Genomic DNA, 20749 nt, shown 5'->3' with positions numbered 1-20749 from the left:
TTTATTTCGACTCCTTTGCTTGATAGATTTCTTTTTGCTCCTGTAAATGAGTTGGAAGCTCTTCATACATATTATCAATTAAATCAGTAACTTTTTGTTTAGGCTGTTGTTCAGCTTGTTTAATTGCTTTTTTAATATCTTCTTTCGCTTCGTCAATTACTTTGTTCTCATCTTCTTCTGTCCAAAGCTTTTTACCTTCGAGGTATTTACGGAAACGAACAAGCGGATCTTTTTGCTCCCACTCTTTGTCCATATCTTCTGTACGGTAGCGAGTTGGATCATCACCAGACATGGTATGCGGTCCAAAACGGTAAGTTAATGTTTCGATTAAGGTAGGACCTTCACCTGCTACTGCACGGTCACGAGCCATTTTAGTTGCTGCATAAACTGCTAAAACGTCCATGCCGTCTACTTGAATTCCTTCAATTCCGGCAGCAACAGCTTTTTGAGCTAATGTTTTTGCATTGGTTTGTTTTTCTACAGGAACAGAAATAGCAAAACGGTTATTTTGCACAACAAAAATAGCAGGAGCTTTAAATGCGCCAGCATTGTTTATTCCTTCGTAGAAATCACCTTGAGAAGTACCGCCGTCACCTGTATAAGTGATTGCTACATTCTTCTTGCCTCGTTTTTTCAAACCAAGTGCTACGCCAGCTGTTTGAACATACTGTGCACCGATTATGATTTGCGGGCTTAGCGCTCTTACTTCATCTGGATATTGGTTTCCATGAAAATGTCCTTTAGAGAATAAGAAAGCTTGGTATAATGGAAGTCCCTGCCAAATCAACTGTGGAACATCACGATATCCCGGTAAAATAAAATCATCTTGCTCTAATGCAAATTGACTTCCTAACTGAGAAGCCTCCTGACCGGCAGTCGGCGCATAGAAACCTAAGCGTCCTTGGCGGTTAAGTGCAATGGAACGCTGATCAAGTATACGTGTATATACCATGCGTCTCATTAACTCCTTCAATTCATCATCTGATAAATCAGGGAGATCATCTTTGTTTACAACTTTTCCATTTTCATCTAGAACTTGGAACATTTCGAATTGGTTTTCAATATTTTCAAGTACCTGTTTCAAAATGATTCACCTCTTCCTTTCTTATATCAAAATTAAGTATCCTTTTACTATTCTACCCTTAAACAATAAAAATTACATACTAATACCTTTACCCTAATGCAGAAATTTTTAATCTGTATTATTTTATCACTACTGTTCTAAAAGGACGAGCAATAGAAAGTAATACAATTTTTATCTCCTATTATCTTAGCTCATTTTTTATGGATGGTCAATCAGTTTGTTTCTTGTACATTGATATATGATTCAAGGGTTTGCTGCTCCCTGTTCCATCAAGAAAAAACTGTATTACTATGTAAAAAAACTGTATCAATTTTGTATCATTCCCTGCATAAAACATTGTGCTGTAATTTTTTCTTTGCAGCATACATGCGCTCTATAAGAACATCCGATCCTACCCGCTAAGAAAAACCAAGAATACCGCTTTGTCTTTAAAATACTGGTATTCTTTCCGAGCAGATGTCCGCTGCGGGAAGTCGCTCCCATCTAAGAAGAATTATGTTTTATTTGCTTTTTCACAAGGAAATAACGCTAATTCTAGCGACGCTTTTTGATGGGACGAGTAATCGCAGTCCCAGTCCCAGAAGAAATACACAGAGACTCCTGTGGGAATGCGCAGTGGTTTTAGTAATCGAAGTCCCAACTTTAGCTCTGTCTACACCTATTGGCTTGCCAATCAGCAAGTCTTCTTTAAAAGAGACTGAGCTCGGTGCTCACGGAAAGCGTAGTGTATTTCTGGGGCCTAAGATTACTCAGCCCATGAAACCTGTTGGAGCGGCTATATTCAGCATTTTTTTTATATACTTTCCTATTCTTCAAAAAACCTCCTGCGCAGGTTTTTCCTGAGCAGGAGGTGCTTAACGGTAATTATTCTTCTGTATCGGCATCTGATTCGTCTTCATAACTTACATTTAAATCCGATACTTCATAAAATGTACGTTTTGCTTCATTATAGTCAGCTGTCAATTGATTAAATTCTTCATTCAATGCAATAATTCCTTCATAATTTTCATTTAAAGCTTCTAAATGACTGGTTACTTCATCCTGTTCAAGCTCTTCCTGCTGCAGCATTTCATATAACTCTTTTTCCTGGTCGACGGAGGTTTGGTACGTATCATTTAAATCATAGTATGTTGTATATCGCTCTATCATGATGTCATACATGCTTTCTGCTTCCTGCTGAACATTTTCATCCTCTAAATCAGAGATAAGGGACTCCACTTGTTCAAATTCTTCTTGAGAAGCTTCAATGCTTTCTCTTTCTTCACCAAGCTTTTCCTGCTTTTGTTCAACGATAGAAATGGCTTCCTGTGATAATTCTTGAATCTGATCAAATTGCTCCATATCCAGCTCCACAATCTGACTGAATATTTCCTGTTCCTGCTGCTCCAGTTCTTCAATTTCCTGCTGCTGTGTTTCATATCCTTCTTCTATTTGAATTGCTTCTTCAAGATGATCATGTATTTGTTCTTCAGCAGATTTACTGCTGCATGCAGCAATGAATAATAAAGAAGAAATAATAATTGCGTATAAATAACCTTTTTTTGACACAAAAAAACCTCCAATATGTACGTTTCTTTTTGTTTTTCCTATGTATCCGTTTTTTAAACTATATACGACTAAAATTGTAACATATGATGCGAAGTTCAGGAAAGACTAGAGCAAAACCTTTTACATCCTCCCCTCCTATTTTATAATATGAAATATCATCCATGTTTAAATTTATGTGTTATGATAAGCAACAGACTTGTCTCGCATTATTTTATAATTTAAGCTATCGTGTTCAAAAGGAACGAACGATTTTCAATGTAGCTAGTAATCGCTGCGCCCAGGAAAAACCAAGTCAATAAAAGAGTTTGCCGCTTATTCTTCAGGAACCTTTTGAACATCCTCTATAACGTAAATAAACAGATATAAAGGAGTCGTAAACATGATAACAATGAAAGATATTGTCAGAGAAGGACATCCTTCTTTAACAAAAAAAGCCGCTAAGGTAGATGTGCCGCTGTCTGCGGAAAACAAACAATTATTAGAAGATATGCTTCAATTCTTAAAAAACAGTCAAGATGATGAAATAGCTGAAAAATATAATTTAAGAGCCGGAGTAGGTCTGGCTGCCCCTCAGCTTGGCATTGAAAAACAATTGATTGCACTGCATTTTGAAGACAGCAAAGGAAAAAAATACAGTATGGGACTGGCCAACCCTAAAATCATCAGTCACTCTGTAGAGCAGGCATACTTACAAAATGGAGAGGGCTGCTTATCTGTTGACCGTGTTATAGAAGGATATGTCCCAAGACACGCTCGTATTACTATAACTGCAACAGATATAAATGATAATCCAGTTAAATTGCGTTTAAAAGATTATCCGGCTATTGTTTTTCAACATGAAATCGATCATACAAACGGTATTATGTTTTTTGACCGGATCAACGAGGAGAATCCTTTTGCCATTCCGGATAATTCCATTGAAATCAATTAATTTAGCGCTCCCGGAAAATTCTTTTCAAACTGTATAAAATTGCTGATTTAGACGATGATAGAAATAGTTTAGCAAACACGAACAAAGGAATATTTTTTATTATTTATCGTTTTTTATTTAATTCTTTCCAATTTCGTACTATACTATAGATAAGAGGATTGGACGGTAGAGGGTTAAATTTGCTTTTCTATATTATCGGAAGGAGAAGTGAGTCCTTATGCTGAAACGTCTTAAAGAGAAACTAAAAAAACGTTTGAAGGATTTACTAGGCAAAGAGGGACGCGTACCAACTACTAATAAATAATGAACAGCCAAATAAGAATATCATTCTTAATTAGAAAAGCCATTTTTCAGGTGAGCTGACGGAAACTTGCCTTTTATAACGGAATACAACACATCGTATGAATAACCCTGACTAAATAAAGTTTTTAAATTTTAAAGGAGAGATGAAATGATTTTTAAAGTATTATATCAGGCATCACGTAAAGAAGTGCCTGTAAGAGAACGTACGGAGAGCCTCTATGTAGAAGCTGAATCCGTCAGAGAAGCAAGATCAAAAATTAGTGACCGCGATATTAACATTGAGTACATTCAAGTATTAGATGAGGCACATCTCGAATACGAAAAAAGTACCGGCAATTTTGAAGTGGAGAACGTATAGTAATGAAGTTTGTAAAAAATGATCAGACGGCTGTATTTGCCCTGGGTGGACTTGGGGAAATCGGCAAAAATACGTATGCAGTTCAATTCCAGGATGAGATTATCCTTATTGATTCAGGAATCAAATTCCCTGAGGATGACCTTCTTGGTATTGATTATGTAATCCCGGATTACACCTATCTTGTGCAAAATCAAGATAAAATCAAGGGTCTTTTTGTTACACATGGTCACGAAGATCATATTGGTGGAATCCCATTCTTATTAAAACAAATTAATGTGCCAATTTATGCCGGAAAATTAGCTCTCGGTTTAATTCGTAATAAATTAGAAGAACACGGTTTATTACGCAGTACCAAGCTAATTTCCATTCAAGAAGACGATGTGATAAAATTCCGTAAAACTTCCGTTAGCTTTTTCCGTGTTACACACAGTATTCCAGATTCATTTGGTATTGTTGTAAAAACACCGCCTGGAAATGTCGTTCATACCGGCGATTTCAAATTTGATTTCACACCAGTCGGTGAACCAGCAAACCTTGCTAAAATGGCTCAAATTGGCGAAGAAGGAGTATTATGCCTCCTATCCGATAGTACGAATAGTGAAGTACCTGGATTTACAATGTCAGAAAGCGTCGTTGGTGAAAGCATTCAGGATATATTCAGCCGTGTTGACGGCAGACTGATTTTTGCTACGTTTGCGTCTAATATTTATCGCCTCCAGCAAGTAGTTGAAGCGTCCGTGAAGCATAACCGTAAAGTTGCTGTTTTCGGAAGAAGTATGGAATCCGCGATAAACATCGGCCAGGAGCTGGGTTACATCCAGGCACCTAAAGATACGTTTATTGACGGAAACCAAATTAATCGTCTTCCGGCAAATGAAGTGACGATCCTCTGTACTGGTTCACAAGGCGAGACGATGGCAGCACTCTCTCGAATTGCTAATGGAACACATCGGCAAATTCAACTTATTCCTGGAGATACCGTTGTATTTTCATCCTCGCCAATCCCGGGGAACACTGTCAGCGTAAGCAGAACTATCAATAAATTATACCGTGCAGGAGCGGATGTTATTCACGGAAAACTGAATAATATTCATACTTCTGGTCATGGAAGTCAAGAAGAGCAAAAACTGATGCTTCGTTTAATCAAACCGAAATTCTTCATGCCGATTCATGGGGAGTATCGTATGTTAATCGAGCATATGAAATTAGCTGAATCATGCGGGGTCAAAGAAAATCATTCCTTTATTATGGACAATGGAGATGTACTGGCCCTTGGAAAAGACCAAGCTGCGATTGCAGGTAAAATCCCGTCCGGCTCTATCTATGTTGATGGAAGCGGAATTGGCGATATCGGGAATATTGTTCTTAGAGACCGCAGAATTCTGTCTGAAGAAGGCTTAGTAATTGTTGTTGTAAGTATCAACATGAAAGAATTTAAAATTGAATCAGGTCCAGATATTATTTCTCGCGGTTTTGTCTATATGCGTGAATCAGAAGACCTTATCAACGATGCGCAAAAACTTGTCGCTAAGCATTTAGAAAAAGTAATGGAACGCCGTACAACACAATGGTCTGAAATTAAAAATGAAATTACAGATACGATTGCTCCATTCTTATATGAAAAAACGAAACGTCGTCCAATGGTCTTACCAATCATTATGGAAATATAAAGAACAGAAGCTCCATTCTCCTGAAAAATTATTTTTGGAGAATGGAGCTTTTCTTTAAAATAGGCGGCACTGCTATCCAGAAAGAGGTACTTGTTTATGAAGGATAAATATTATGATAAGCTGTTGCAAATTCATACCATCGAGGATAAGAAAACAATCTATCCTGAATCACATCATTACAATCCTTATGAGCCGACTCCATACAGCGCTTTGGAAAAATTAACGAAAAATTATACGCTTGATAAACAAGGCACTGTCATCGATTTTGGATGTGGAAAAGGACGTTTAGCCTTTTATCTTGATTTTTTTCAGCAGATATCGGTGACTGGCATAGAAATGAACACGCATTTTTTTAACGATGCCCAGCATAATTTACAAACATATACACACTCAATAAACGCTGAGGATAAGCAGACCGATATTCAATTTATTTGCTGCTTGGCAGAGGAATATAAAATTCGTGCAAAGGATAATCATTTTTATTTTTTCAATCCTTTTTCTGTACAAATTTTTAAGCGCATTACCTCTAATATTTTAAAATCAGTTGAAGAGGCCCCGAGGGTGGTAGATATTATTCTATATTACCCTCATGATACATATATTCAATTCCTTGAATATGATAGCCCTTTTGAATTATTGCAGGAAATAAAACTAAAAGCATACTGGCTGAATCCAGACGAGCGCCTTCTTATCTACCGCTTTGACAATGAGCAGCTTTAGCTGATAATTAGAAAAGACCCTTTTACAAAGATATTCAATGTGAAAGGGTCTTTTAAAGAGGACGAACTTATAGTTAATCAAAAATAAATGCTTTTTCAAACCGATTAATATCCTGATCTGCCCCAATTACAATAAGTATATCTCCTTCATGGAGAGGCTCATCTGCTTCAGGGGATACATCAATTTCTGATCCTCTTTTTATCGCAACAATATTACACCCAAACTTTGCCCGGACATCCAGTGTAATTAAATTTTTACCAATCATTTTCTTGCCTGCGATAACCTCTACGATGCTGTGCTCATTGGATAGCTCCAGATACTCTAAAATATTATTGGATATGAAGCTATGTGCCAGCCGCTTGCCCATATCTCTTTCGGGATGGACGACATGATGAACGCCAATCCGATTCAGAATTTTTTCATGATAATCATTCTGGGCCTTCACCGTGATCCTTCTTATTTCTAAATCCGTCAAGATAACCGCGGCGAGAATACTTGCCTGGATGTTTTCTCCGATAGCTACAATAACATGATCAAAATTGGTAATCCCTATTTCTTTCAAGGCATCTTCATCTGTCGCATCAAGTCCGACAGCATGATATGCAATATTTTTATATTCATTGACCTTCGTCTCATCTGAATCAATGGCGAGAACGTGCATTCCTTTATCGCTTAGTTCTTTACAAATGCTTCCGCCAAATCTGCCGAGACCAATTACTGCAAAATCTTTTTTCATGACAAGCAACCTCCAGTCTTTCATTTCTATATATTAACATAATGTAAAACATTATTCAGCGGGGAATTTTACTTTATCTTGCATTGCGATAAAAGAAGAAAAGAACAGCCACAATTGCAGCTGCTCCCTCCCTTTTATTTATATAGCATCCAGCATCGTGAATTGTGATTTAACAAGTTCATAATATTTTCCGTGCTGCTGCATTAATTCCTGATGATTTCCATATTCTAAAACTTCTCCGTGCTCCAGAACATAGATGCAGTCCGCTTCTCGAATCGTAGACAGACGATGGGCAATTATAATCGACGTTCTTCCTTTTAATAAACGTTTCAATGCTTTTTGAATCTTCACTTCCGATTCGGTATCAATACTTGCTGTAGCTTCATCCAATATAATGATGCTCGGATTTGCCAAAAGCGCCCTTGCGAAGGACAATAATTGTCTTTCACCGGCAGATAGAATATTCCCCCGCTCTTCCACTTCTGTCTCGTAACCATTGGCTAACCGGCTGATAAAACTGTCTGCTCCAACAACCTTTGCCGCTTCCTTTACTTCTTCATCCTTCGCGTCCGGTCTGCCGAAGCGGATATTTTCCATAATTGTTCCAGAAAAGATAAACGTATCTTGAAGAACAACACTAATCCGCTGTCTTAGACTGTCTAACGTCACGTCCCGCAGATCATGTCCGTCCACTTTTACTGCTCCAGATGTAGGATCATAGAAACGGCTGATCAGGTTGGCAATGGTAGACTTTCCGCTTCCCGTATGACCAACCAAGGCTATTGTCTGACCTGCCTCCATCTTCAAGGAAATCTTTTTTAATGCCATCCGATCTGCATTATAAGCGAATTCGACTTCATCAAATTCAATCTGGCCATCCATCTTTTCAAATTGATATGCGCCTTCTTTTTCTTCCACATTAGGCTGTTCATCCAAAAATTCAAAAATACGCTCGGAGGAGGCCATTGCCATCAGCAGCTGATTATACATCTGACCCAGCCTGGAAATCGGCTCCCAAAACATCCCTAAGAAGAATGCAAAGGAAATAAACGTCCCTAATTCAATCGTTCCGTTCAAAATTAAGTAAGAGCCAAAAGCGATTAATATAATGGTCCCGGCTGCGTCACAGATATCTACAAGCGGACGGAAAAAAGCACTTTTCTTCGCTGCATCACGGGAGCTGTTAAAGAAGCCTGAATTTACACCATCAAAGAATTCCGCATTCTCTTTTTCTTGAGAGAAGGATTGGGTAATACGCATTCCCTGCAGTCCTTCATTTAAATGTGAATTCATTCTCGATTGCTGCAGGCGGACCAGCTGCCATGCTCTTCTAATTTTTCTTCTTAACGCAGTTGATATAATAAACATCAGCGGAATGACGATTACCACCGCCAACGCCAGAGGCGGGCTCATTATAAACAGGATAATAATAATGCCGCTCAACATTAAAATATCCATCAACAGATTAATAATTCCGTTGGTAAATAGTTCCTGCAAGGAATTAATATCATTTAAAATCCGGACTAGGATAGATCCTGCCGAGCGGTTATCGAAAAAACGATGTGACAGCCTCTGTACATGGGAAAAAAGCTTTTGCCTTAAATCATAGATTACATTCTGCCCCAAAATATTTACCCATTTGATCCGGAATCGATTGGCAATAAAACTGATAATATAAAGAATAGCAATCCCTGCAACAAGATAAACTAACAGATTTCCATCATTCTGGGCAATCGCAATATCCACAGCTACCTTTCCGATCAGAATCGGTATAGATAATCGGACAGCTGTAGCAATCATCATTGCAATAATCGCACCGGGCAAGTATGTTTTGGAATAAGGCTTTAAGAACTGAAGCAATCTCCACATCTGTTCCCAGTTAAACGGCTTTTCAATTGTCTGGTCTATTGTATAGTGAAATCGCTCCAGATGATTACTTTGCTTTTTAGCTTCTTTTGCTTTTGCCAATATACGCCGCCTCCCTTAATTGACCACACTCATAATCTCTTCGCGGTCTTGATATTGGATATTATAAATACGTTCATAAGGACCTTTATTTTTCAACAAGAAGTCATGGGTGCCCCGTTCAACGATTTCCCCGTCTTCCAGCACTAAAATTTCATCCGCATGCTTTAAAGAGGAAATACGGTGCGCAATAATAAAGGATGTTCTGTTCTTCATCACTTCACGCAATGCCTTTTGAATCTTATGCTCCGTCTGCATATCAACAGCAGACGTTGCATCATCTAATACAAGAATACTCGGATCGATACAAATGGCTCTGGCTATAGCTATCCGCTGTTTCTGTCCCCCGGACAGCCCCATTCCTCTTTCTCCTAGAAGCGTATCATATCCTTTTGGAAGCTCCATGATAAAATCATGCGCTTGCGCCATTTTTGCCGCTGCAACAATTTCTTCTTCCTGAATTCCTGGTGTACCATAAGAAATATTTTCTTTAATGGTTGTGGAAAACAGGAACGGCTCCTGCAGAACAAAACCAATTTGGCTGCGGAGACTTTTCAGCTTATAGTCCGAAACAGGGCGTCCATCGATTAAAACTTCCCCCTCTTCCGGTTCATAAAACCGTGTAAGCAGCTGGGTAATACTTGTTTTTCCTGCGCCCGTTGCGCCGATTAACCCGATTGTTTTGCCCGGCGGAGCATCGAAGCTGACATGTTTTAATGCTTCATCATCTTCTTCGATATATGTTAATGTGACATCCTTAAAGGTGACATGGCCTTGAATATCAGCATCCATCGCACCAGTCTTTTCTTCGATATCTTCAGGCGCTTCGAGGATCTCCAGCAGCCGCTCTCCAGATGCTTTTGCCTGTGAAAATTGATTAATGATAAATCCTAAGTTCATAAGCGGTCCCATGATAAACCAGACTAAACTGAAAAAGGCCATTAATTGTCCGGTCGTCATGGATCCATTTATGACAAAAAAACCGCCAAACGCTAATAAAACAACGGCGCTGACATTTCCGATAAATTCCATCACCGGAAAATACTTTGCCCACAAACCTGATGTAAACAAATATTTTTGGCGGTAATTATCATTACTTTCAGAAAACCTGCCAATCTCAAAGTCTTCTCTTGATAATGATTTAACCGTATTCATCCCGCTTATATTTTCCTGTACTCTTGTATTTAACTTTCCAAAGGAGCGTCTGATATTTCGAAAGGCCGGATGAACCTGCTTATCAAATTTATAAACAACAAATGCCAGAAACGGCATCGCCGCCATTGTTATAAGTGCTAGAGGAATAGAATAATAAAACATAACCGAAATACTTATCAGCATCAACGACACAACGCGAATCAATTCTGCAAAACCTACCGAAAGAAAGAAACGAAATCCTTCGACATCTGCAGTCAGCCGGGACATAATATCCCCTGTTTTGGCATTATCATAATATTTAAATGCCAGCGCTTGCAGCTTATCGTATAATGATTCACGCAGCTTATATACAGAGGTCATTCCAAATAAATCACCCAGGTACTGAAAGAAAAAAGTAGATATACCCTTTATCATCATTAACCCTAAGAATACACCACAAATATAAGGAATCAGTCCATATCTCTGTTCAGCAACTACTTCATCGATTGTAATTTGCAGGATAATCGGATAAACAACCGTAATGCTGGTAACGATAAGCATACAGATAATCGACCAAATAAAATACTTTTTATAAGGCCAATAGAAATGCTTCAGTTTTTTAAAGGTATTCAAAATTAATTCCCCCCTTTCCACTAATCCGTAATAACTAATATAACGGTTTCCGAAATAAATTTCTACTGTTTTGTGAAATTTTTTTGAAAATTTTTGATAAATTTTTTAAGACAGCTTTTGTTGCGTGATTTCTATCCGTGAAATATTTTGAAACCATCCATAATCTGCTCCTATTGCACAAAAAAACTCCATCCCGGAAAGAATAGAGTCTATATATTTAATTTATTTTGTATTGATTAATCGTCTCAAACGCTGTTCTACCAAACTTGTAGAAGATTTTCCAATTTGTTTGAACCGCAGCTTTTCCTGTTTATCAAATAAGTATAACGCAGGTACATAACGGAACTGAAATATATCATCCAATTGTCCAGTTACATCATCTAAATATACAGCATCAACATGCAGCTGATTTAGTTTATTTTTTATTTCAGGCAGGCTGATTTGTTCACTATCTAAATATGTGTGAATCAATATGGTAATCACTTTTTGGGATTTGATTGGAGGAATAGCAGCCAGCTTTTGCAAGAAATAACCACAGGATGAACAGCTAACAGACCAAAAGATAACAAGAATCGGCTTTCCGCTAGAAAATAACAGGGATTGATTACTTCCGGGCAATGGTTTGAATTTAGATAAATCAGGGAGGGCATCATAAATCTGCATGAGGTCACTCCTTCCTATTTTCTCTTTAACTGATATATGATGAAGAAGGAAGATGTATACATTTGATTTTAGAAGAATAGAGCATATAAAAAAGATTTTCTCCCATCACAAGAGAAAATCTTTTTTATTAAACCATAATATACCTGTCAAATACTAACCAATGGAGCGGATATAGGTTTCTACAGCTTCCGCGCCTACAGAAAGCGCAGCTTCATCCGGGGTTAGCTTCGCATGATGCAGTCCATATGGAGAATTTACCCCAAGCCAGAACATAAATCCTGGAATCTCTTTTAGCATATCTCCAAAATCCTCTCCAGTCATTGCTGCAGAAGCCTGGACATAAGTAATGTCCGTGTTTTCCAGAGACGTTTTAAAGAGCTCCACATATTTTTCTTCATTTACTACTTGGTAATAATTCGCTCCATAATCGACATTTATCTGGCAATCATAGGCTATTTCAAATCCTTTGATCAGCTTCTCCAGCTCTTCCTTCACCAATATGATGGAGGAAGCTTCTGTCGTTCGAATCGTTCCTTCCAAACGAGCTGTCTCCGCTATGGCATTCTGAACAAATCCGCTCTCCATTTTTCCAATCGTAACGACGGAACCGTCTAACGGATTTAACCTTCTGGAGACAATTTGCTGAGCCTGCACAACAAAATTACTCGCTGCTACGGTCATGTCCTTCGCTAAATGCGGATAGGCAGCATGGCCGCCAAGTCCTTTAAAATCCAGGAACAGCTCACTCGTATTAGCAAATAAAAGTCCAGGTTTAGAGGATACCTGACCAACTGGCAGCTCTGGAGCAATATGCAGTGCAAAAATCGTATCTGGTTTCCATGCAAGAAATTCTTCTGACGCAATCATCGGCTTTGCGCCGCCCGGGCCTTCTTCAGCTGGCTGAAAAATAAATAGCACATCATCCTTTACAGGCTGTTCAATCAGCCTGTTGAGTGCTGCCAAAGCAATGGTCATATGGAAATCGTGTCCGCACGCATGCATTTGTCCCCTATGCGTTGAAGCAAAGTCGAAGCCTGTGTCTTCCAAAATGGGGAGTCCGTCGATATCAGACCGAAAACCAATCCGCTTTGTTGGATCGGTTCCAGATACATGTACTAAAATACCGGTCCGCCATGTTCTCACTTCAACACAATCTGTCGCCATTTCTTGAATTTTTGCGAGCAGGTACTTCTGCGTCTTTTCCTCCCTGAAACCTAATTCAGGAATCTGATGCAGTTCCCTGCGGATCGTTTGCAAATCAATTGCTGTCATAAAGTTTTCATCTGCCTTAATTATCTAATTTACGAAGCTCTTGTTTGATTTCTGTTTTCGATTTTGTCTGCTCATCGATTTCTTTTAAAACTCGGGCAGGTGTACCGCCGACTAATGTGTTTGGTTCTACGTCCTTGGTAACAATAGATCCTGCTGCAACAATAGAGCCCTTTCCAATCGTAATCCCTTCAAGGACAACAACATTTGCGCCAATTACCACATCATCTTCTACGATAACTGGTTTAGCAGATGGCGGCTCAATTACGCCGGCAAGGACAGTACCTGCGCCAATATGACAGTTCTTTCCTACAGTAGCTCTTCCGCCAAGAACTGCATTCATATCAATCATCGTTCCTTCACCGATAACAGCACCAATATTAATTGATGCACCCATCATGATTACAACACCATCGCCAATTTCTACCTGGTCACGAATAATCGCACCCGGCTCGATACGCGCATTGATATTTTTTAAATCCAGCATTGGGATAGCAGAGTTACGGCGATCATTTTCAATAACATAATCTTCGATAACAGCTTCATTATCTTTTAAGAATTGCTCTACTGCTTTCCATTCTCCAAATAATGTACCGCTTTTCGCATCAACAAATGCCTTTATTTCGTTCTGTTCAGGAAGCTTGTCCAAGTCTCCCTTCACGTATACTTTTACAGGTGTGCTTTTCTTACTATTAGAAATAAATTGTATAATTTCATTTGCATCCATAATCAACTACTCCTCCATTTTCTATAATCTCCTTCTTACTTTAGCAGACGCCATCTTCATCGGCAACTAATATTACTGTAAGAAAAACCAAGAAAACCACTTGTTATTTAAAATATCGATGTTCTTGCCAATCGCTAAGTCTTCTTCAAAGGAGATGAGCTCGGGGCCTACGAAAGCGGAGTGTATTTCTGGTGCCTAAGATTATTCCCCCATGGAACATGTTGAAGCGCTAAATTCAGCATATATATTTCCTAACATGCAAAAAAATCCCCATGAAGCAGAATAAACTATCGCTCTTCCACGTCATGGAGACATTGTTATTATTTTTTATATGCATTCATATAAATATCTTTTTTTACTTGCTTCAATATTGCTCTTCTTGTTAAAATACCATCAAAATAACCATCTTTATCTACTATACATACAAATGGATGGTCAATGGAAGCATTCAGCCCGTCTAGTAAACTATTTTCTCTGGTTAAGGTCGGTACATTTGCAGCCATGGCGTCCATTACCCGAATTTCTGATAAGCGTTCCATTTCAAAGCTTTCAATCCCGAGTACTTCATTCAGGATAACGGTTTTTCCGATAATCCCGGCAAATTTATAGGTTGCATCAAGTACTGGCACTGCTGCATAGCCGGATTTCATTAATACCAGCAATGCATGTTCTAAAGGATTATTGAGCTGGACATGCGCTACCTTTTCAGCAGGTATAAGGACTTCACTGATTTTCATATCTGACAATTGTTTATCTTGCGTTGTACTCACCTTATTTACCCCCTTCTTCATATAAAGACGATTGAAATTCAAAGATGCTTTTAACTTATTAGAAATGCTGTGAAAGTAACCCGGTAGATACATCTTCTTCCAAAACGTTTCTGCGAGACCTGCTCTATCTTCATCATAAAAGTTCACGGGTGTTATCTGCGAGGATAATTACCCATAAACGGTCACCTTAAAGTATATTACTTGATTTTTCGTTATACACACACTTTTAGTTTAACATACTTCTGCGGTTCTCTCCCAGTGATTGTATCAGCAGATTCCTCATTTGGAAGAATATTGCTCCTAAAAAAGTGCCTTCACATATTTCTACAGAAGAATTATGTCCGAGTAAAACGCGATAAATCAGGTCTTTAAAAGCAGTAAGAATGATTTTACTGTATCTTAAATAAAAAAGTATAAAACTTTACCTATTTGCCAAATGAAAAAAAGCTTCTATCCGTGCTATAATTTTCGTATTGGTTTATATGCAGAAAGGAAATTATACAATGAATCGCAGAACATTTTTAAAAAGGTCTTTAGGAAGCTTATTAACATTATTTGGTTTGAGCGGCGGAACGTATTTTTATGCTCGTGAGATAGAACCTTCTCTCCTGAAAATCACAGAAGAATCAATTACATCTCCACAAATTCCCAACGCTTTTAATCAGTTTAAAATTGTGCAATTTTCCGATACCCATTTAGGTTTCCATTATAGCTTAGAGCAGCTCGAAACTCTTGTTACAAAAATTAATAATCTGGAACCCGACTTGATTTTATTTACAGGGGACTTAGTAGACGAACCTAATAATTATCACTGGGACGACAGTCTCATCCGTATATTACAGCAGCTGGAGGCGCCTGAAGGAAAGTTTTGGATTTATGGAAATCATGATCATGGGGGCTATGGAACGGATATTTTATACGAAACCTTTGAAGCAGCTGATTTTACCTTGCTCCAAAACAATGCCTCCCGTATCCATCGTGAGAATGCTTCCTTTCTGCTGGCTGGACTGGATGATGCAATGCTTGGGAATCCGGATGTCAGTCAATCGTTAAGAGATCGGACAGCTTCTGATTTCACCATTCTTCTTGCGCACGAGCCTGACCTTGCCGATATGGTGAAGGATTATCCTGTGGATATTCAATTATCAGGTCATAGCCATGGAGGGCAGGTCCGATTACCTTTTATTGGCGATTTATATACGCCGGCGTACGCAGAAAAATATGTACAAGGGAAATACACTGTTTCAGATAGATTGACATTATACGTGAACAGCGGGATTGGAACCACCCGTTTACCTTATCGATTCTTCTGCAAACCGGAGCTGCATGTATTTACATTACATCCAAATTAATGCTTTACCTGCAGAATTTTTTGTTTCTTCATGGGATAACCTCGATTTTCGCCTGCAGCAGCGATTGGAGAATCACTATTAAAGGGCTCGATTATCCTTCAGCTTGAAAGAATTGGATTGCAGTAAAATTTTATCGAAAGAAAGATATCCGGGCAGCCCGGTTTAAAATGTCATAATTCCTTCATATGAGAGACTTTTTCAACATTTTCCCCAATGCTATAATGAACATAAGATACAGTAGGAAAGGGTTTAATGATATGAGACATTATTTATTACTTATTGGTTTATTTTTCGTATTAGCAGGCTGCGGACAGGGTTACGCTATTGAAACAACCATGTCAGAACAAGTCCCGGAATTTGAGTATACGACACAGGATGAAGAACAGCTCTCCCTTGAAGATTTAAAAGGAGAATGGTGGATTGCTGATTTTATCTTTACAAACTGTACCACCGTCTGTATGCCGATGACATATAATATGGCTCACCTGCAATCCATGATGGAAGAGGAAGGCATCGATGCACAGATTGTTTCTTTTAGCGTAGATCCAGATTTCGATACCCCTGAGGTATTAAAGGATTATGCCTCTAACTATGATGTGAATTTCGATAATTGGTCTTTCGTCACTGGTTATGATTTTGAAACGATCCGCGAATTTTCCATTAAGCATTTTAAAAACCTTGTTCAAGCCCCCGCAGAGGGAGATGATCAGGTTCTCCACGGGACATCTTTCTTTCTAGTCAGCCCGGAAGGTGAAGTTGTCAAAAATTATGATGGAGTGGAATTTGATAACATGGATGCAATTCTTGATGACTTAAAAAAAGTAAATTAGACAGCACGATATTTCAACAAAGCATTCCCACAGCACTAAAATGATATTTCTTCTTGCTCATCTGAAAAGACCTTAGCCGCCATGCGAGGGTCTTTTTTCTTCTCTGAATTCGGAAATTACTATCATGCCTTCCTAATAATCTACAGTATATTTTTCTCAGCACGTGCTTATGCGCGTAATCCTTGCTGGCGCAAGCATTATTCAAGCTTTTATTTTTCACCCGGCACAAAACAAGTGCATTTGTTCGTATTTTTTCGATATAGTATTGAAATTCCATAAATTTTAAGTTAGAGTATTAATTAAATATAGATTGATTGAATCCTTTTTTAAAGGGAGAGACTAAAAATGAAACATGACGTTGAGGTTGAAAAGCTGGCGCAGGCTTTATTTGTTATTAATAAGCATGCAAAAACGGCTCCTGACCCGAAGCAGCTGTATCAATTAAAAAAACAAGCCATCGAAAAATTATTAAAAGAGAAAAAAGCTTCTAAAAAAGGGTTGCATTTTTCTGACCATCCCAAGCTTAGCAATCAACATTCTACAGTGCTTATTAAGGTTGGAGAATATTGCTTCCATATCCCTCCTGCCAAAGAGGATTTAAAACATCTGAAGCATCTGGGTGCATTAGACCAAAGCTATCGCAACCCGCCTGTAAAAATGTCTTTATCTCAAGCAAAACGGCTAATTTGTCAGTATATTAACTGGAAGCAGGAAAAACCAAAATCGACCCCTGCCAAAAAACATCGCTCCAGCTATTACGTACCTTCTTCGTTAGGAAAAATGGATTGGCCTCCTGCACGCTCTAAAAAGAAATAAGGAAGCTGGCCAGACATTAATCTTTGGCCCATCGTATATAAACATTTTATTGCCGTATTAAAAAGAAAATAACATTTGCCGAAGATTATTTTCTTTTCAATAAAAATTGATGCAATAATGGAAAAATAGCTAAGCAGATGCCTAAAAAAGCGAGGCTTTGCATAGCAGCTCTTAGAAAGTGCCAAGCATCCCTTTCCTGGATGACAGCTGTTATAATCGTTAAGCTAATCACAATAATGCTTGCACCGATATATGCCAGAAACCGCATCATTTGCTTTCTAACCGCCCATTGATATATTTTTTTCGTCAGATAGTACACAGCTGTACTGCATAACAGCATCATAATGACATAAATATAAGTAATATTAATTCCAACATTTCCGATAGATACTATCCCTGACAGCAACATGTTCTCACCTTTTCTTTCTGATTTCGCTGCTATTCAGTTTCGTCATGTTGAAACGATTTTATACGGCGGTAAAATCCCTTATTTTATAAAGATGATACAATAAGAACAGGGCTGCTTCAAAATCGTTTTTTTATTCCTCTTCCCTCTCTCCAATAAAAAACCGCTTTAGCAAGGATTTCTCCTACTCAGCGGTTAATTCGTTTTTATTCTTTTTATGATTCAATAAAAAAGCTTCTTGTTTCTTGTCTAACTTCTCTTCAATTTGTGATATACTTTTCTCATCGTTTAATAATTCTTGTCTATTCATGTCAACAAGCTGTTCGAAATTAAGAGATCTTGGTCGCATATTGTATTCTCCTTTTATTTTATTCTATATTTTTATTATACCCAATTTCATTCGTATTAATCCAAATTATTTGAACATTTAATGAAAATTTTACTTTTTAAGCGTAGGTGATTATGTTGAAGCATTTAATAAATAACAATGTAAAAAATATTGAAATATCGGGAATACGTAAATTCTTTAATCTGGTTTCTGATGAAAAGGACGTCGTTTCTTTAACAATCGGACAGCCGGATTTCCATACTCCGGATAATGTAAAAAATGCAGGAATTCAGGCGATTGAGAATAACTTCACAACGTACACACCGAATCAAGGAATCTGGGAGTTACGAAAAGCCATACATACCTATTACAAGACAAATTATGAGCTGGCTTATCAGCCGGATTCGGAAATTATTGTTACTTCTGGAGCATCTGAGGCAATTGATATTACTTTCCGGACCATCCTTACACCTGGGGATGAAGTGATTTTGCCAAGTCCTATTTATCCGGGCTATGAACCGCTGATTACGCTCGCTGGCGCCAAACCGGTTCATGTAGATACAACTAATACCGGGTTTAAGTTTACTCCGGAAGCATTGGCAGATGTTATCAATGAAAATACCAAATGTATTGTTCTTCCTTCCCCTTCTAACCCGACTGGTGCAGCCTATTCTAGAGAAGAATTAGAAGCTCTTGCCGGAGTGATTAAAGGGAAAGAAATATTTATTTTATCCGATGAAATCTACAGTGAGATTGTTTTTGATTTTGCCCACACATCGATTGCTTCGATTTCCGATTTAAAAAATCAAACCATCGTTATCAACGGTGTATCTAAATCACACTCCATGACAGGCTTTCGTATCGGATACACCCTTGCTCCTGAATGGATATCAGAGCAAATGTTAAAGGTTCACCAATACAATGTATCTTGTGCTGCTTCCATCAGCCAATACGCTGCTTTAGAAGCAATGACTACTTATCAGGAACACACGGCATATATAAAAGAAGTGTTTAAAAAACGAAGGGATTATGTGTATGAACGTTTGACAGGCATGGGATTGGAGGTTGAGCAGCCGCAGGGCGCATTTTATATTTTTCCAAAGCTGACATTAAATGATATGAGTTCATTTGATTTAGGGCTCTCCCTGGTCCGGAATGCCAGAGTCGCTCTTGTTCCAGGCAGCAGCTTCTCTAAAGACGGCGAAGGCTATATGCGTCTAAGCTATGCCTATCACGAGGACATTTTAAAAGAAGGATTGGATCGATTAGAAGCATACCTGTTAAATAAAAAGTAAATGGATATTATTTCTCTTCCGCAATATATTTTTCAATTGTTTCCACTGGCATGTTTGCGCAAAATCGCGTAAACATGCTACGATAAAAGGAGACTATGCACGTTTTGGAGATGAGTTAGTGGAAAATACCGATCAAAAAAAAGAATGGGTAGGCTGGCTGAAGGCAATTATTATTACGATAATGCTTGCTTTCTTTCTCAGGACATTTATTTTTGCCACTTCCATTGTAGAAGGAGAAAGCATGTATCCCACTCTTCAGGATGGAGAGCGTGTCATTTTTAATAAAATTGTTTACACGATAGATGACCCTGGCAGGGGCGATGTGGTCATCATCCATCAGCCGCCAAAAAACTATGTAAAACGTATTATCGGGATGCCCGGAGAAACGATAGAAATTGAAAACAGTCAATTATATATCGATGGTCAGGCCTATCAGCAGCATTTTTTAAGCGATGAAGTCATTGCACAAACTAATAATTTTGGTCCGTTAGAAATTCCTGAAAATAATTATTTTGTCATGGGAGACAATCGACTGATTAGTAAAGACAGCCGCAATGGACTTGGGTTTATTCCACGAGATGATATTATCGGCAAATCTGAATTAATTATTTATCCTTTCAACGAATTTGGCTGGATAGACTAAAAGCAGAACACTGGATTCTTATTTTCTTCAAGAAAATAGAAACAGCATTCTGCTTTTATAATGGCGGAAAGACTACTCTCTATCCATAACGCAATAACCAATATTCAAAACAAGAATCGCAAAACAAACCACACCGAAAAGCATTTCCATCATGAAGCACTCCCTTCGCCTATGTACAAAATATGATTACTCATTTCACTTATATAATTCCATTTTATCAATATCTCTACATAAAATAAAGTAGAAAATGTAATTGCATGCTGTTTGCTGAGTAATTCCTGTATTCTTTATTACTTGCTGTATAAATCTCCTGTCTTTTATAAAGCCTGCTGAAACAATAACAGAGGGAGTATCAGAACGCTGCTGTTAAAAAACTAGGCAAACGTCTATACACATTTTATCTATCTGCATACAGTAATACTGTAAGTTCAGGAGGTGAAAAGCATGGGCTATGGATATGGTGGCGGCTACGGTGGCGGCTATTGTGGCGGCTACGGAAACGGCTTTGCGTTGATTGTTGTTCTTTTCATTTTACTAATCATCGTAGGAGCTGCATTTTACTGCTAAA

21 protein-coding genes are annotated in these 20749 nt (G+C 38.2%); 10 read left to right on the top strand and 11 right to left on the bottom strand.

The features are described from left to right. Position 1: 1 nt before the first annotated feature. Entirely contained in the window at positions 2 to 1084 is a 1083-nt protein-coding gene (pdhA, locus tag ACFO3P_RS17455) for a pyruvate dehydrogenase (acetyl-transferring) E1 component subunit alpha (RefSeq protein ID WP_042535273.1), read from the bottom strand. Positions 1085 to 1948: 864 nt separating this feature from the next. Next, on the bottom strand, positions 1949 to 2632 hold the full coding sequence (locus ACFO3P_RS17450; RefSeq protein WP_042535274.1) for a YkyA family protein: 684 nt from the start codon (positions 2630 to 2632) through the stop codon (positions 1949 to 1951). 379 nt (positions 2633 to 3011) lie between these two features. Between ACFO3P_RS17450 and def the strand changes: the two genes are divergently transcribed. The 4 genes from def to ACFO3P_RS17430 all read left to right on the top strand — a co-directional run bounded on the left by def (position 3012) and on the right by ACFO3P_RS17430 (position 6614). Further along, positions 3012 to 3563 carry a peptide deformylase gene (gene def, locus ACFO3P_RS17445; RefSeq protein ID WP_042535276.1) on the top strand — a complete coding sequence of 184 codons (552 nt, stop codon included), beginning with the start codon at positions 3012 to 3014 and terminating at the stop codon, positions 3561 to 3563. A gap of 451 nt (positions 3564 to 4014) precedes the next feature. Next, positions 4015 to 4224, top strand: a complete 210-nt coding sequence (locus tag ACFO3P_RS17440) for a DNA-dependent RNA polymerase subunit epsilon (protein WP_042535278.1) — start codon at positions 4015 to 4017, stop codon at positions 4222 to 4224. A gap of 2 nt (positions 4225 to 4226) precedes the next feature. Further along, entirely contained in the window at positions 4227 to 5894 is a 1668-nt protein-coding gene (rnjA, locus tag ACFO3P_RS17435; RefSeq protein WP_042535279.1) for a ribonuclease J1, read from the top strand. A gap of 96 nt (positions 5895 to 5990) precedes the next feature. Then, a complete protein-coding gene (locus tag ACFO3P_RS17430; protein WP_042535281.1) occupies positions 5991 to 6614 on the top strand; it encodes a class I SAM-dependent methyltransferase in 624 nt (207 codons plus the stop codon). Positions 6615 to 6687: 73 nt separating this feature from the next. On the opposite strand, the gene ACFO3P_RS17425 is transcribed toward ACFO3P_RS17430, so the two are convergent. The 7 genes from ACFO3P_RS17425 to cbpB all read right to left on the bottom strand — a co-directional run bounded on the left by ACFO3P_RS17425 (position 6688) and on the right by cbpB (position 14511). Then, positions 6688 to 7350: a potassium channel family protein gene (locus tag ACFO3P_RS17425; RefSeq protein WP_042535283.1), complete on the bottom strand. Its 663-nt coding sequence runs from the start codon at positions 7348 to 7350 to the stop codon at positions 6688 to 6690. A gap of 138 nt (positions 7351 to 7488) precedes the next feature. Continuing rightward, a complete protein-coding gene (locus tag ACFO3P_RS17420) occupies positions 7489 to 9219 on the bottom strand; it encodes an ABC transporter ATP-binding protein (protein WP_379542569.1) in 1731 nt (576 codons plus the stop codon). A gap of 114 nt (positions 9220 to 9333) precedes the next feature. After that, positions 9334 to 11082: an ABC transporter ATP-binding protein gene (locus tag ACFO3P_RS17415; RefSeq protein ID WP_212928494.1), complete on the bottom strand. Its 1749-nt coding sequence runs from the start codon at positions 11080 to 11082 to the stop codon at positions 9334 to 9336. Positions 11083 to 11304: 222 nt separating this feature from the next. Further along, positions 11305 to 11745, bottom strand: coding sequence for a TlpA family protein disulfide reductase (locus ACFO3P_RS17410; RefSeq protein ID WP_212928493.1), 441 nt, complete (start codon positions 11743 to 11745; stop codon positions 11305 to 11307). Between the two features lie 153 nt (positions 11746 to 11898). Continuing rightward, positions 11899 to 13017, bottom strand: coding sequence for an N-acetyldiaminopimelate deacetylase (locus ACFO3P_RS17405; protein WP_212928492.1), 1119 nt, complete (start codon positions 13015 to 13017; stop codon positions 11899 to 11901). A gap of 16 nt (positions 13018 to 13033) precedes the next feature. Beyond that, complete coding sequence (gene dapD / locus ACFO3P_RS17400; protein WP_175297074.1) at positions 13034 to 13741, bottom strand: 2,3,4,5-tetrahydropyridine-2,6-dicarboxylate N-acetyltransferase; 708 nt, start codon at positions 13739 to 13741, stop codon at positions 13034 to 13036. Positions 13742 to 14061: 320 nt separating this feature from the next. Further along, positions 14062 to 14511 (bottom strand): cyclic-di-AMP-binding protein CbpB, encoded by a 450-nt coding sequence (cbpB, locus tag ACFO3P_RS17395; RefSeq protein ID WP_042535293.1) that lies wholly within the window; start codon positions 14509 to 14511, stop codon positions 14062 to 14064. 503 nt (positions 14512 to 15014) lie between these two features. Between cbpB and ACFO3P_RS17390 the strand changes: the two genes are divergently transcribed. From ACFO3P_RS17390 to ACFO3P_RS17380, 3 genes are all read left to right on the top strand, one after another. Then, a complete protein-coding gene (locus tag ACFO3P_RS17390; RefSeq protein WP_042535295.1) occupies positions 15015 to 15863 on the top strand; it encodes a metallophosphoesterase in 849 nt (282 codons plus the stop codon). Between the two features lie 257 nt (positions 15864 to 16120). Next, positions 16121 to 16693, top strand: a complete 573-nt coding sequence (locus ACFO3P_RS17385; protein ID WP_042535297.1) for an SCO family protein — start codon at positions 16121 to 16123, stop codon at positions 16691 to 16693. A 345-nt stretch (positions 16694 to 17038) separates the two neighbouring features. Further along, complete coding sequence (locus ACFO3P_RS17380) at positions 17039 to 17509, top strand: YkyB family protein (protein ID WP_042535299.1); 471 nt, start codon at positions 17039 to 17041, stop codon at positions 17507 to 17509. A gap of 85 nt (positions 17510 to 17594) precedes the next feature. Here the strand turns inward: ACFO3P_RS17380 and ACFO3P_RS17375 are convergent, their stop codons facing one another. Together ACFO3P_RS17375 and ACFO3P_RS17370 are read right to left on the bottom strand one after the other, a co-directional pair. Continuing rightward, on the bottom strand, positions 17595 to 17915 hold the full coding sequence (locus ACFO3P_RS17375; RefSeq protein ID WP_139089158.1) for a hypothetical protein: 321 nt from the start codon (positions 17913 to 17915) through the stop codon (positions 17595 to 17597). A 184-nt stretch (positions 17916 to 18099) separates the two neighbouring features. Next, entirely contained in the window at positions 18100 to 18264 is a 165-nt protein-coding gene (locus ACFO3P_RS17370) for an FbpB family small basic protein (protein ID WP_084613003.1), read from the bottom strand. Positions 18265 to 18380: 116 nt separating this feature from the next. Between ACFO3P_RS17370 and ACFO3P_RS17365 the strand changes: the two genes are divergently transcribed. From ACFO3P_RS17365 to ACFO3P_RS17355, 3 genes are all read left to right on the top strand, one after another. Next, positions 18381 to 19538 carry an aminotransferase A gene (locus tag ACFO3P_RS17365; protein WP_042535303.1) on the top strand — a complete coding sequence of 386 codons (1158 nt, stop codon included), beginning with the start codon at positions 18381 to 18383 and terminating at the stop codon, positions 19536 to 19538. Between the two features lie 181 nt (positions 19539 to 19719). Continuing rightward, entirely contained in the window at positions 19720 to 20181 is a 462-nt protein-coding gene (gene lepB, locus ACFO3P_RS17360) for a signal peptidase I (RefSeq protein ID WP_084613052.1), read from the top strand. A 444-nt stretch (positions 20182 to 20625) separates the two neighbouring features. Further along, entirely contained in the window at positions 20626 to 20748 is a 123-nt protein-coding gene (locus ACFO3P_RS17355) for a YjcZ family sporulation protein (RefSeq protein ID WP_193063269.1), read from the top strand. Position 20749: the final 1 nt, after the last annotated feature.

The organism is Oceanobacillus aidingensis (genome assembly GCF_042654105.1).
Lineage (GTDB): Bacteria > Bacillota > Bacilli > Bacillales > Amphibacillaceae > Oceanobacillus > Oceanobacillus oncorhynchi.
Note: the sequence above shows the minus strand (reverse complement) of the source record. Positions and strands in the feature narration are given on the sequence as shown.